Source organism: Kitasatospora sp. NPDC058170 (assembly GCF_042883905.1).
Classification (GTDB): Bacteria; Actinomycetota; Actinomycetes; order Streptomycetales; family Streptomycetaceae; genus Kitasatospora.
Window position 1 is genome coordinate 197,017 of record NZ_JBHVUV010000010.1, and the last position, 12,024, is coordinate 209,040.

Below are 12,024 nucleotides of genomic sequence, written 5' to 3' on the forward strand. Positions count from 1 at the left end.
CCCGGGTCAGCCGCCCGCGCCCAGCACGATGTCCTCGTGCCGCCGCAGCTCCCGCCAGCGCCCCGGCCCCGGCTCCGCGCCCGGGGCCGGGGGCGCCGGGACGGGCGGAGCGGGCAGCCGGTCGACCGCCGGGAGCGGCCCCAGGTCGAGTCCGGAGATCTGGGCCACGTCGTGCACCGGCACCTGGAACGTCCGGTACGCACCCAGCGGCGGCGGCTGGTCGGCGGCCTCCGCCGCCGCCAGCGCGGCCGCGGCGTCCGGCAGGTCCGGGCTCTGGTCCAACACGTACGCGGTGGACGCCAGCGCACCGTCCTGGAGGAAGCCGGCCACCTTCCAGAACGTCAGCGGGATCTGCACCCCCCGGTAGCGCGGGTCGTCCGGCCGCAGCACCGGGCCGGTCAGCACCACCAGCCGCCGGTCGGACTGCGCCGCGTTGGCGAGCAGGTAGTCCTCCAGACCGGCCCAGAGCTGCTTGCCCTGGTTGAAGTCGGAGTGCTGCGGGGCGGCGTTGGTGAAGTGGAAGGTGTCGGCGTTGGCGGTGCGGACGTCCGCGTCGTCGCCCCAGACCGGGTCGAGCCGCCGGACCAGGTGGCCGCGGTCGAAGTCGTTGTCGGAGTAGAGGCCCTTGCCGGCCTGCTGCGCCTCCGGGACGCGCGGGTCCAGCCGCCACTGGCCCTCCCGGTGGAGGTCGACCAGCCGGCCGCCGTCGATCGCCACGGCCGTCGCGGCGGCCAGCCTGCGGTCGGGTCGCAGCAGTACCGTGAAGTGCGTGTACGGGAGCGCGACCACGGTGATGGCCGGGTCGACGGGGAGCGGCAGCGGGACGAGCGGCCCGAGGAACGCGGGGTCGTACCCGGTCCGACCGTCCAGTCGGGCCGGAGCGGGTTCGGGAGAGGTGGTTGCCATGTGTCGATCTGTACCGGCCGTGGGCCCGGCACGCCGCCGCGCCTACGCCGTCCGGACGGCGGGTCCGGCGGGTGTGGCGGGTGCGGCGGGTGCAGCAGGTCCGGACGGGTCGGGGGCGGTCCGGCGGGCCGGGGGCCGGTCCGTATGGCGCGCGTTCCCCGGCAGGGCCGTTGGTCCTCGGGATCCGGCCCCTTGGCCTCTGGCGCCGCCCGCCGCAGCAGGAGATGCTCCAGAGACCCGGCCGGACGACAGGTACCCGGTCGGACGACGATCGTGGACGAGGTGAACGGCGTGCACCATGCCAACGTCGAATCGGTGATGACCAGCCCGGTGGTCGGGGTCGCCCCCGAGACGGGTTTCCGGGAGATCGTCGCGCTGCTGGCCGAGTACGACATCACCGGCGTCCCGGTGCTGGACGCCGACGGCCGGCCGCTCGGGATCGTCTCCGAGGCGGACCTGCTGCGCACCCTGGCCGCACAGGAGGACCCGGGCAGCCTGCTGCCGGCCCCCGAGCTTCCGCAGAGTGGTCCGGACGGCGCTGTCACCGCTGCCGATCTGATGACCGGACCGGCCGTCTGCACCACGCCGGACGTCAGCGTGGTGGGCGCGGCCCGTCTGATGAGCCGGCACGGCGTGAAGCGGATTCCCGTCCTGGACGAGGACGGCCGGGTGTTCGGCATGGTCAGCCGTGGCGACCTGCTCCGGGTGTTCCTGCGCGAGGACCGGGTGATCCGGCGCGAGATCGTCGAGGAGGTGCTCGGCCGGATCGAGGGCGTCAGCCCGGCGGAGGTGGGCGTAGAGGTGGACCAGGGCCGGGTGGTGCTCAGCGGGACGGTTCCGGAGCCGTACCTGGTGCCGATCGTGCTGAACCTCTGCCGCTCGGTGGACGGCGTGGTCTCCGTCACCGACCGCCTCGGCGGCAGCGGCGCGCCGGTGGCGGTGGCCTGACCCCCGGCGCGCGGCGCCGGGCCCGCGCGGATCCGGAGCGTCCGGTTCGCATACTGCGGAGCGTGGCGGGTAACTCACCCTGTGTGTGCGTCGGTGTCGGGCCGGCGTCATGCAGGGGCACCCGGGGAGGCGGCCGTGGCAGTCGTATTCGATGCGGACTTCACTTCGACCAGGCAGTGGGTGGCGGGCCGCAGCAGCGCCTACCCTCGAATGGGGCCGACCAACCGGGGCGACCACAAGCTCGACTTCCTCAGCCGCGGGTACTGCCCCGGCGGCGTGTTCACGGCCACCCGGCGGCACGGCGGGGAGCTGTGGACGTGCAATCTGCTCACCACCGAGGGCAGCCCCGAGGGCTTCCAGGTGCGGACGGGGGACGCGCTGTCCGCCCGGATCACCCTCCCGGTGGAACTGGGCGCCTGGCCGGCCATCTGGACGTGGCGCGACGGCGGCAACGAGGTCGACGTCTTCGAGTACCACCCCAACCACCCGGACCTGCTGGAGGTCTCCAACCACGTGCGCGGCGGCTTCCGGTACTGGCACGGCGCCGACTTCGGCATAGCCCCGGGCGCGACCTTCGACCTGCGGACCGTCATGGGCGCGCGCTCGGTGAACTGGTACGTGGACGACACCCTCATCCACGCCGACCGGCGCGGGGTCGGCCAGGACTGGCACGCCTACCTGATCGTCAACCTCTCGGTGTCGGACGGCACCTACCACGACCGCCCGCCGCAGGACGGGCCGGACCGGCTGAGCTGGGCGTGCCACAGCCTGCGGGTCGAGCGCTGAGCGGCCCGGCGCGGGGGAGGGCCGCGCGTGATGGCTGAGAGAGGGCCGCAGGTGAGGGCTGCGGGGGAGGGCTGCGAGGGAGTGTCGCGGGTTCAGTACGGGGTGGGGCCGGCGGAGTCGGGCGGGAACGTCGCCGTGATGCTCCCGCGCGGGCCCGTCCGCTGGAACCAGACCACCCGGCGGTGCGAGCCGATGTGCGCGGGGTACGCCACGTAGAGGTCGTTGCGCGGGGCCCGCTCGTTGCCGGGGGCGAGGGCGGCGTCGACGGCGTCGGCCGCGATCTGGCGCAGCAGCGCGGTCGCGGTCGCGGTGGCCGCGGCGGGCACGATGGCCAGGGCGGTGAGCTCGGCCCAGAGCCGCTCGGAGACGAAGGAGACCGGCGAGTTCCCGAGCGCCGGGTGCGGGTACGGGTCCACGTACCGGCGCAGCACACCGGCCGCGACCAGCTGCTCACGGTCGTCGGCCGGCGGGTGGGGGTCCATGCCCGCAACGCTACCCCGGCGCGGACGGCGGGCGGGGTGGTCGCGCCCTCCGGGCGCTCTCCTCGCGCCCTTCACGCCGACCGTACCCCCGCGGGCGCACGATGGTGATAAGGCGCTGATCCCCTCGGCAGGCCTGGCCGGCCTGCGCTCCCTGAGGAGGAGGCCGTGATGAGGAACTGGTACGGGCGTGGCCACGGGCATGTCATGGGCGGCTGGGGCTTCGGGGTGACGCTCATCCTGATGCTGCTGCTCCTGGCGGTGCTGGTGCTGGCCGCCGTCGCCCTGTTCCGCTACGTCTCGCGTACGCCGCGGAACGGCGCACCCGGTTCGTCCGGACCTGCGGGGCCTTCGGGTGCTTCTGGAGATTCCGGGGCGCACGCCGGGTACGGTGCGCCGACTGGTGCGCCCGGGTGGGCCGGCGTACCGCCGCCCGAGCAGGTGCTCGCCGACCGGTTCGCGCGCGGGGAGATCGACGCCGAGGAGTATCGCCACCGGCTGGACACCCTGCGCTCGGTGAACGGCCCGGGGTCGGGTCCCGGGTCCGCAGGGCCGGGCGGCGCCGGGCCTGGGCCCGCGGGGCCCGACCCCGGCCCGGTCAGGAAACCACCCGATGCGGGGGTTTACTCGACGACGAGCTCCACGGGGATGTTGCCCCGGGTGGCACGGGAGTACGGGCAGACCTCGTGCGCCTGCTTGACCAGCAGCTCGCCGCTCTCGCCCGCGAGGGAGTCGGGCAGCTCGACCCGCAGCACGACGGCCAGGCCGAAGCCGGCGCCGTCCTTACCGATCGAGACCTCGGCCGTGACCGAGACCTCGCTGGTGTCGACCCGGGCCTGCCGGCCGACCAGGCCCAGGGCGCTCGAGAAGCAGGCCGCGTAGCCGGCCGCGAACAGCTGCTCGGGGTTGGTGCCCTGCCCGCTGCCGCCGAGGGCGGGCGGCATCGCCAGCGCCAGGTCGAGCTGACCGTCGGAGCTGACCGCCCGGCCCTCCCGGCCGTTCGCCGTGGCCACCGCGGTGTAGAGCGCGTCCATAGGTCCGTTCCCTTCGATCCTGTCCTCGGCGGCCACCCGGGCCGCCCTTCGAGAGCAATTAGAGCACGCAATTCAATTGCGCACAACTGAATCGTGCATGGGTGGGTCGGTACCATGGGGGCATGACCACGCTCCCCGAGCTGCCCGACGAGGAACTGCTCCGTCTCGACCAGCAGATCTGCTTCTCGCTGAACGCCGCCTCGCGCGCCTTCGGCGGTGTCTACCGGGTGCTCCTCAAGGACCTGGGGCTCACCTACCCCCAGTACCTGGTCATGCTGGTGCTCTGGGAGCACGGTGAGCTGCCCGTGAAGCGGATCGGGGAGCGGCTGCGGCTGGACTCCGGCACCCTTTCCCCGCTGCTGAAGCGGCTGGAGGCGGCGGGCCTGGTCCACCGTGAGCGCAGCCCCGAGGACGAGCGCTCCGTCACCGTCAGCCTCACCGCCGCCGGTGCGGCACTGCGCGAGCGCGCCGGTCAGGTGCCGCGCCGCCTGCTCGCCGCCACCGGGCTGCCGGTCGAGGACATGGCCGCCCTGCGGGTCCTGCTGGACCGGGTGACCGGCGCCCTGGACTCGGCCCTGCTGGAGCCTCCGCCCGCCGACTGAGTCCGCTGTCGACGGCTGCCGTCCACTGTCGCCCGCTGCCGTCCGCTGCCGTCTGCTGCCCGGCCGGAGGGGCGGTCCGCCGGCTGCTGCCTGTGTGCGGGTCGCTGTCTGCGCACGGGTCACCGCCCGCCGTCAAATCGCGCCGTCGCGGCACGGCCGACAGGTGTGATCTGCATCACGTATGGGCGGTCCGCCGGGCGGGCGCCCGCTCGAACCCGCAGGTCGCCGCGGGTGGGCGGAAACGGGCAGAAGCGGTCATTTTTTGCTCCCGGGATCCGGTCAACAATCCCCGCCCGCAGGACGGTTACACCACGAGCCCCTCCAGGGGCCGCCGGTGCGCCGCCCGGTGCGCCGGCCAGCTGACCCACGGAAGGGGGGAGGCGTGTGGTGAACACCCCCGGGCCGGGCGAGGACCAGGGCGTGCGAGCGGATCCGCTCGACGGACTGCCGGTCGACTTCGCGGCCTTCTTCACCCAGGAGAACCCCGGCTACCTCCGGTACGCGCAGCAGCGCCTGCGGCACCGCGAGGACGCGCAGGACGCCGTCCAGAGCGCCGGCGCCGTGCTGTACAAGAACTGGCGGCGCGCCCTGTCCAGCGCCGACCTCAAGGCCTTCGCCTTCAAGATCGTCAAGGACGCGGTGACCGACGTGCTGCGCGAGCGGCGCCGCGCGGAGCGCAAGCGGCTCCGGGTGATCGCCCAGTTCCGACCCGACACCGGCCACGGCGAGCTGGACGAACTCGCCGAACTCGACGCCCTGGACTGGGCGATGGAGGAGCTCGTCCAGGCCTCGCCGGTCCAGGCGGACGTGGTGCGGCTGCGCCAGGCCGGCCTGTCCTACCCGGACATCGGCCGGGCGCTCGGCATCGCGCACACCACCGCCCGCACCTACTACAGCCTCGGCCGGCGCCACCTGGAGTACCTGCTGGAGACCGCGGACCGGCTGCCGGAGCCGGCCGCCGGCGAGAACGAACAGGGGAGGCCCGAGTGAACCTCGCCGAGCTGCTGCGCGCCGATGTCGACGCGCTGGCGCGGGAGTTCCGCGACCACGACCCGGTGGCCTTCACCCGCCGGCTCGCCGAACGGATCGGGGGCGGGCCCGGGGCCCCGGATCCGGTCCCCGTCGGCCCGTCCGTGCCCGCCCAGCGCACCGCCGCCGGCCGGACCGAGCGCCCCCCGGCGGCCGCCCGGCGGCAGCCGCCCCCCGCGGCCCCGGACGGCCACCCCCGCGGGCGCACCGAACCGGCGGCCCTGGCGGCGCTGTCCGCGGCCGGCCGCGCCGAACTCCGCCGCGACCTGCGGTACCTGTGCGGCGGGATCGCGGCGGCGGCGGACGTCGGCGAGCTGGCGTTCGACCTGGAACTGGCCGAGAAGACCGCGTTCCGCACCCTCGGCTGTGTGCTCTACGGCATGGGCCGGGCGGCGGACGGGGTCTTCTGGTGGCGGATCGCCGCCCAGCTCGGCGACCAGCTGGCCGTGCACTGCCTCGCGGTCCACTACGCGGCGGAGGGCGAGCAGCGCGACGCGGCGCACTGGGGCGCGCTGGCCGAGGACCTCAGCGCCCCCGACCGGTTACCCGCCGTCGCCCTCGGGACCCGCCCCGGCAGACCCGCCGACATGGTGCGGGCGCTGGCCCTGGAGTGCGACGGCGAGATCGTGCTGACCCTGCGGGAGGCGGTCGCCGGGACCCGCCCGGTCGCGGCGCAGACCGCCCCGCGCCCGGGCCGGGGCCGTGCCCCGGCCACCCGCCGCCGCCCGGCCCGGTCCCGCTGAGGGGAGGCGGGGCCGCCGGGGCCCGTCTGGGGGATCCCCGGCGGCCCGCTCTCCGTGTGGCGCGGGTCTCCGCGCGGTCCGGGCCTGTGCGGCCTCGGCTCGTACCGTCCGGACCTGTGCCGTCCGGACCGGCGCCGCCTCGACCTGTACGGCCCGGACCTGGTGGTCACCTGGGCCCGGCGGTCGGCCGCGATCCGCTCCGGCGCGGCCCGGCGTCAGGCGAGCAGCTTCTCCTTCGCCTTCTGGAACTCCTCCTCGGAGATCGCGCCGCTGTTCTTGAGATCCGCCAGCTTGGCCAGTTCGTCGACGTGACTGCCCGTGCCGCCGCCACCGGTGGGCTGGGTGTCGGCCGCCTCCTTGATGTACGCCTTGAAGGCGGCATCGGCCTGCCGCGCCTGCTCGATGTCGCGTTCGCCCATCGAGCGCCCGCGCGCGATCACGTACACGAAGACGCCCAGGAAGGGCAGGAAGATCACGAAGATCACCCAGCCGGCCTTGCCCCAGCCGCCCATGTCGTGGCTTCGGAAGATGTCCGAGATGATCTTGAACAGCAGGAAGAACCAGAGGACGAACAGGAAGAACTCCAGCATCGTCCAGAACAGGCTGAGCATTGGATAGTCGTCCACGATGCCCTCCTCACGGCGGCCGGTCGAACGCCGCCGACCGCACGGCGACCCGCGCCGCCCGGAAGTGGACGGCGGTCAAACGAGTCATATCACCGCAATTCACCTTCTGCGCGTCGAGCCTGCCAGGCCCGGTGGCGGTCCTGCCGGTGGTGCGGCCAGGCCCGCCGGACCCGCCCGACCGCCGACAGGTCCGCCCCGAGGGCGTCTTTGCAAAGTCCCGCCGGGTCCGACGCGACTTTGCAAAGTCGCCCCTCGGGCCGCAGCTGCCGGGAGGGGGCGGCGCCATCGAGAACGTCCGCCCCCGGTGCTTCGGGTGATCGCACTGCGGCGACGGCCGGCGGCGCGCAGCGCCTGACCTGGGTTGTCGCCGAGGTGAACGCCCCTACTAACGTTGCCCTGGTGAACAAGGCTCAGGAGTTCGAAACCCATCGACCCCGGCTGTTCTCGCTCGCCTACCGCATGCTCGGATCGGCGGCCGAGGCCGAGGACACCGTCCAGGACGCGTACCTGCGCTGGCACGGCGCCGACCGTGAGCAGATCGCGACTCCGGGCCCCTGGCTCGCCAAGGTCGCCACCAATCTCTGCCTCAACCGGCTGACCTCGGCGCGGGTCCAGCGCGAGGAGTACGTCGGACCCTGGCTGCCGGAGCCCGTCCGGACCGAGGGCGGTGCGCTCGGCCCGATGGAGACCGCCGAGCAGCGTGAGGCGGTGTCGATGGCCGTACTGGTGATGATGGAACGCCTGACTCCGGCCGAGCGCGCCGTGGTCGTCCTGCGCGATGCCTTCGACTACGGCTACCGCGAGATCGCCGGGGTGCTGGACTCCACCGAGGCGAACGCGCGGCAGATCTACCGCCGGGCCAAAGCCCACCTGGCCGACGGGCGGTCCAGGTTCGAGCCCCCCGAGCAGCCGCGCACCGACCTGCTGACGCGCTTCCTGGAGGCCGCGGCCCTCGGGTCGCTGCAACAGCTGGAGGCGGTGCTCGCGGACCAGGTGATCGCGTGGTCCGACGGCGGTGGCAAGGTCAGAGCGGCGCTGCGCCCGGTCAACGGCCGGAACAACGTGGCCCGCTTCCTCCTGGGCCTGTTCACGCGCTGGGTCGCGGACGTGGAGATCGAGGTCGCCGAGGTGAACGGCGCGCCGGTGGTCCTGGGCTGGGAGGCCGGAGAGCTGGTCGCGGTCGGCGCCGTCGAGGGCGGCGAGGACGGGATCACCGGGATCCGGATCATCCGCAACCCGGAGAAACTGAGATTTCTCGCGAATCAGTCCCGCGGAGTGTCACAGAACGCGTAGCCCGCCGGTTCTTCCTCTCTGACAGGACGAACGACACGGAGGACTGCAGTGATGGACAACGTGATCATGGTGACCGGGGCGACCGGCGTGCTGGGCCGCGAGGTGCTGGAGCGGGCGCTCCGGACCGGCCTGCCGGTGCGGGCGCTGACCCGCCGGACGGACCTCCCCGCCACCCCCGGCGTTTCGTGGTTCACCGGCGACCTGACCACCGGCACCGGCCTGGCCGAGGCCTTTGCCGGGGTCCGCACGGTCATCCACTGCGCGAGCGACGTCCGCAGGTTCAAGAACGACATCCCGGCCCTCCACCAACTGCTCGCCGCCGCGGAGCAGGCCGGGGTCGAACACATCGTCAACATCTCCATCATCGGCGTCGACCGGATCCCGTACCCCTACTACCAGGTCAAGCTGGAGGGCGAGCGGCTGCTCGCGGAGTCGGGGATCGGCTGGACCAACCTGCGGGCCGGCCAGTTCCCCGAGCTGCTCAACACGGCGCTGCGGGTGCTGTCCAAGTCCCCCGTCATCCCGATGCCCTCCGGCACCGCCTGCCAGCCGGTGGACCAGGGCGAGGTGGCCGACCGGCTGGTCGAGTTGGCACAGGGCGAGCCGGCCGGCCGGGTGCCGGACATGGCCGGCCCGACGGTGTACTCGGCCACCCGGCTCGCCAAGGACTGGACGAGGGCGGCCGGCAAGCGCCGGCTCGTCCTTCCGGTCTTCATCCCGGGAAGGATCGGCGCGGGATTCCGCGCCGGCGCGCTCACCGCACCCGACCGGGCCGTGGGAGTCCGCACCTGGGAGGAGTACCTCCAGGCCAAGGTCGCCCGCTGAGCCCGCTGAGCCCGCTGAGCCTGCCGGGCCGGGGCCGGGGCCGGGGGCGGCCTCAGGCGGTGGGTGTGGCGGCGGGGTCCGGGGTGGCGGACCGGGTGAGCGCCCACAGGGCGAACGCGAGGCAGCTGATCGCCGCGCCCAGGGTGCAGACGGCGCCCCACCCGGCCGCGGAGTAGAGGGAGGTCGCGGCGATGGCACCGGTGGCGCTGCCGATCGAGTAGAAGACCATGTATCCGCCGATCAGCCGACTGCCCGCGTCCGGGTGCAGGGCGTGGATCAGGGTCTGGTTGGTGACGTGGACCGCCTGTACGGCGAGGTCGAGGAGGATCACGCCGACGGCCAGGGCCCAGAGCGAGCTGCGGGTGAAGGCCAGCGGCAGCCACGAGGCGGCGAGCAGCGCCAGGGCGATGCCGGTGGTCCGCTGGGAGAGGCCGCGGTCGTTCAGGCGGCCCGCCGCGACCGCGGCCAGGGCGCCTGCGGCCCCGACCAGGCCCCAGGCCCCGATCGCGGTGTGGGAGAGGGAGAGCGGGGCCTCGCTGAGCGGCAGCGCGATGCTGCTCCACAGGGTGCTGAAGGCGGCGAAGATCAGCAGTCCGAGCAGGGCCCGGAGTCGCAGAAGGCGTTCCCGTGCGAACAGGGTGACCGTGGAGCGCAGGAGTTGCCCGTAGCGCAGGGTGGTCGGCGGGGCGCCGGTGTGGCGCGGCAGCACCCGGTGCAGGACCAGCGCGAGCAGGACGGTGAGCGCCGCCGAGGCGAGGTAGACGGAGCGCCAGCCCGCGAGGTCGGCCAGGACGCCGGCCGCGGTGCGGGCGAGCAGGATCCCGGTGACCACGCCGCTGGTCACCAGGCCGACCACGCGGCCGCGCCGGGCGGGCGGGGCCAGTGCCGCCGCGAAGGCCACCAGTGTCTGCGTGACCACGGCGAGGAGCCCCATCGCGGCCATGCCTGCGAGCAGGACCGCCGCGGTGTGGGCGGTGGCGACCGTGGCCAGCGCCACCACCAGGAGCAGCAGCTGGGCCACGACGAGCCGTCTGCGGTCGGTCACGTCGCCCAGCGGCACGAGGAGGAAGAGCCCCAGCCCGTACCCGACATGGGTGAGGGTCACGATGCCGCCGACCAGGGCCGGACTCATGGCGAGGTCGTGGCCCACGGTCACCAGGAGCGGCTGGGCGAAGTAGACGTTGGCCACCGCCGTTCCACAGGCGACGGCGAACAGCAGGACGACGCCGCGGGACAGGACGTCCGCCGGACCTCCCCCGGTCCCGGCCGCGGCCCGTGGTGTCAGGGCTTCACAGTGGTCGGTCATTCGGCACCCCTCCGCACATTTGGTTTCATCTTGCGACCAGAAGGGACGGTAACTTCTTTGGTAGCATGTTGCAACCTAGGTGGGAGTGGAGTGACGACATGGTGGCAAGGACACGCTTCGACGACAGCGACTGTCCCGTCGCGCGGTCCGTGGACGCGATCGGCGACTGGTGGTCCCTGCTGATCGTGCGGGATGCCTTCGACGGGAGCCGCCGCTTCGGGGAGTTCCAGCGCAGCCTCGGAGTGGCGAAGAACATCCTCACCGCGCGCCTGCGCGCCCTGACCGCCGGCGGTGTCCTCGACTCCGTCCCCGCCTCGGACGGCAGCGCCTACCGCGAGTACGTGCTGACCCCGAAGGGCAAGGCCCTCTTCCCCGTCATCGTGGCGCTGCGGCAGTGGGGCGAGCAGAACTTCTTCGCCCCCGGCGAACCGCACTCGCAGTTGGTCGACCGTCGGCACGGGGAGCGGCTCGCCGCCCTGGAGGTCCGGTCCGCGGACGGGCGGCGGCTGGACCCCGACGACACCGCCGTCCACAAGCTCCCCGAGCGGTGAACCGAGGCCCGCCCGAGGCCGCGCGGCGGACGGACCGTCAGTGGGCGGGGTATCTCGCGCGGTACATGTCCAGGACGGTCTCCGGGGCCAGGGGCGGCATCGTGGTGACACGGCTGTTCCGGCGGTCCACGATCAGGTAGCACGCTCCGACGTTCGCGAGCGGGTCCGGGTCGGCGAAGATCTGGCCGGCCGGCCAGCCGAGCTCGAACTCCTGGAGGACGACGGAGCCGCACGGGCGCGCGCCGCAGCCGTTCGACAGCGGACGGCACCCCGGACCATCATGACGCAGCACTACGACACCCCGCCCGCCCCCCTCGAACACCCCGGGCCCGGGACAGCGCGATGCCCCCCTTGCGTCATGCCCCCCGACGCGTGTCCAGCCGACGTGAGCCCGGGCGCGCCCCATCGGTCCCGAGGCGGCCGGGCGGGTGTTCGGCCGGCCCTGTCCGGTTCGGCTCGGTTCGGGATCGTGGCGGTGGCCCGGGCGGAGCGGGTCGGGTTACCTGCTGGTCCGCTGGTTCACGCAGAGGATGTTCCCCTCGCTGTCCTTGAACCAGGCCGCGCGCATGCCGTCGTCCTCGGCGACGCCGTTGACGGTCTTCAGGCCCGGGAAGTCGTAGTCCTCGAACGTCACACCGCGGCCGCGCAGCGCCTCCATCTCGGCGTCGAGGTCGGTGACCTTGAAGCTGGCGAGTGTGTGGGCCGCCTGCCCGCCGCTCGGTGTCTCGTAGATGCCGAACTCCGTGCCGCCGCATTCGAAGCTGAGCTCGTGCGGGTTCTCCTCGGTGAGCTTCAGGCCGAGCGTGTCGGTGTAGAAGCTCTTGGCTCGGGCCAGATCGGTGGCCGGGATGATGGACACCAAAGGTGCGTCTCCAAGCATTTCCATCGCCTCCTCC

The 12,024-nt window shown here is 73.5% G+C and carries 15 protein-coding genes; 8 read left to right on the plus strand and 7 right to left on the minus strand.

The genetic code is table 11. The annotated features are described in order from the left end of the window. Positions 1-6: 6 nt before the first annotated feature. Positions 7-906, minus strand: a complete 900-nt coding sequence (locus tag ACFVVX_RS13865; protein ID WP_387944954.1) for a DNA/RNA non-specific endonuclease — start codon at positions 904-906, stop codon at positions 7-9. 291 nt (positions 907-1,197) lie between these two features. Here ACFVVX_RS13865 and ACFVVX_RS13870 point away from each other — a divergent pair, with 291 nt between their 5' ends. Then, positions 1,198-1,854: a CBS domain-containing protein gene (locus ACFVVX_RS13870; RefSeq protein WP_387944956.1), complete on the plus strand. Its 657-nt coding sequence runs from the start codon at positions 1,198-1,200 to the stop codon at positions 1,852-1,854. Between the two features lie 135 nt (positions 1,855-1,989). Next, entirely contained in the window at positions 1,990-2,640 is a 651-nt protein-coding gene (locus ACFVVX_RS13875) for a beta-glucanase (protein WP_387944958.1), read from the plus strand. Between the two features lie 92 nt (positions 2,641-2,732). On the opposite strand, the gene ACFVVX_RS13880 is transcribed toward ACFVVX_RS13875, so the two are convergent. Beyond that, a complete protein-coding gene (locus tag ACFVVX_RS13880; protein WP_387944960.1) occupies positions 2,733-3,122 on the minus strand; it encodes a hypothetical protein in 390 nt (129 codons plus the stop codon). A 620-nt stretch (positions 3,123-3,742) separates the two neighbouring features. Continuing rightward, positions 3,743-4,153, minus strand: coding sequence for an organic hydroperoxide resistance protein (locus ACFVVX_RS13885; protein ID WP_387944962.1), 411 nt, complete (start codon positions 4,151-4,153; stop codon positions 3,743-3,745). 122 nt (positions 4,154-4,275) lie between these two features. Between ACFVVX_RS13885 and ACFVVX_RS13890 the strand changes: the two genes are divergently transcribed. The 3 genes from ACFVVX_RS13890 (at position 4,276) to ACFVVX_RS13900 (ending at position 6,527) form a co-directional block, all read left to right on the plus strand. Continuing rightward, positions 4,276-4,755, plus strand: a complete 480-nt coding sequence (locus ACFVVX_RS13890) for a MarR family winged helix-turn-helix transcriptional regulator (RefSeq protein WP_387944964.1) — start codon at positions 4,276-4,278, stop codon at positions 4,753-4,755. A 384-nt stretch (positions 4,756-5,139) separates the two neighbouring features. Further along, the gene (locus ACFVVX_RS13895; RefSeq protein ID WP_387944966.1) at positions 5,140-5,745 is read left to right on the plus strand and encodes an RNA polymerase sigma factor; all 606 of its coding nucleotides are present in this window, start codon (positions 5,140-5,142) and stop codon (positions 5,743-5,745) included. Next, positions 5,742-6,527, plus strand: coding sequence for a hypothetical protein (locus ACFVVX_RS13900; protein WP_387944968.1), 786 nt, complete (start codon positions 5,742-5,744; stop codon positions 6,525-6,527). The genes ACFVVX_RS13895 and ACFVVX_RS13900 overlap by 4 nt, the downstream gene beginning before the upstream one ends. Positions 6,528-6,742: 215 nt before the next feature. On the opposite strand, the gene ACFVVX_RS13905 is transcribed toward ACFVVX_RS13900, so the two are convergent. After that, positions 6,743-7,153, minus strand: coding sequence for an SHOCT domain-containing protein (locus ACFVVX_RS13905; RefSeq protein WP_387944970.1), 411 nt, complete (start codon positions 7,151-7,153; stop codon positions 6,743-6,745). Positions 7,154-7,552: 399 nt separating this feature from the next. Between ACFVVX_RS13905 and ACFVVX_RS13910 the strand changes: the two genes are divergently transcribed. Both ACFVVX_RS13910 and ACFVVX_RS13915 read left to right on the plus strand, forming a co-directional pair. Further along, entirely contained in the window at positions 7,553-8,446 is an 894-nt protein-coding gene (locus ACFVVX_RS13910) for an RNA polymerase sigma-70 factor (RefSeq protein ID WP_387944972.1), read from the plus strand. A gap of 51 nt (positions 8,447-8,497) precedes the next feature. Then, on the plus strand, positions 8,498-9,271 hold the full coding sequence (locus ACFVVX_RS13915) for an SDR family oxidoreductase (protein ID WP_387944974.1): 774 nt from the start codon (positions 8,498-8,500) through the stop codon (positions 9,269-9,271). Between the two features lie 52 nt (positions 9,272-9,323). On the opposite strand, the gene ACFVVX_RS13920 is transcribed toward ACFVVX_RS13915, so the two are convergent. Further along, entirely contained in the window at positions 9,324-10,577 is a 1,254-nt protein-coding gene (locus ACFVVX_RS13920) for an MFS transporter (protein ID WP_387944976.1), read from the minus strand. Between the two features lie 98 nt (positions 10,578-10,675). Between ACFVVX_RS13920 and ACFVVX_RS13925 the strand changes: the two genes are divergently transcribed. After that, positions 10,676-11,128: a winged helix-turn-helix transcriptional regulator gene (locus tag ACFVVX_RS13925; RefSeq protein ID WP_387944978.1), complete on the plus strand. Its 453-nt coding sequence runs from the start codon at positions 10,676-10,678 to the stop codon at positions 11,126-11,128. Between the two features lie 37 nt (positions 11,129-11,165). Here the strand turns inward: ACFVVX_RS13925 and ACFVVX_RS13930 are convergent, their stop codons facing one another. Together ACFVVX_RS13930 and ACFVVX_RS13935 are read right to left on the minus strand one after the other, a co-directional pair. Beyond that, positions 11,166-11,420, minus strand: a complete 255-nt coding sequence (locus ACFVVX_RS13930) for a hypothetical protein (RefSeq protein WP_387944980.1) — start codon at positions 11,418-11,420, stop codon at positions 11,166-11,168. Between the two features lie 207 nt (positions 11,421-11,627). After that, positions 11,628-11,987, minus strand: a complete 360-nt coding sequence (locus tag ACFVVX_RS13935) for a VOC family protein (RefSeq protein WP_387944982.1) — start codon at positions 11,985-11,987, stop codon at positions 11,628-11,630. Positions 11,988-12,024 lie beyond the last annotated feature (37 nt).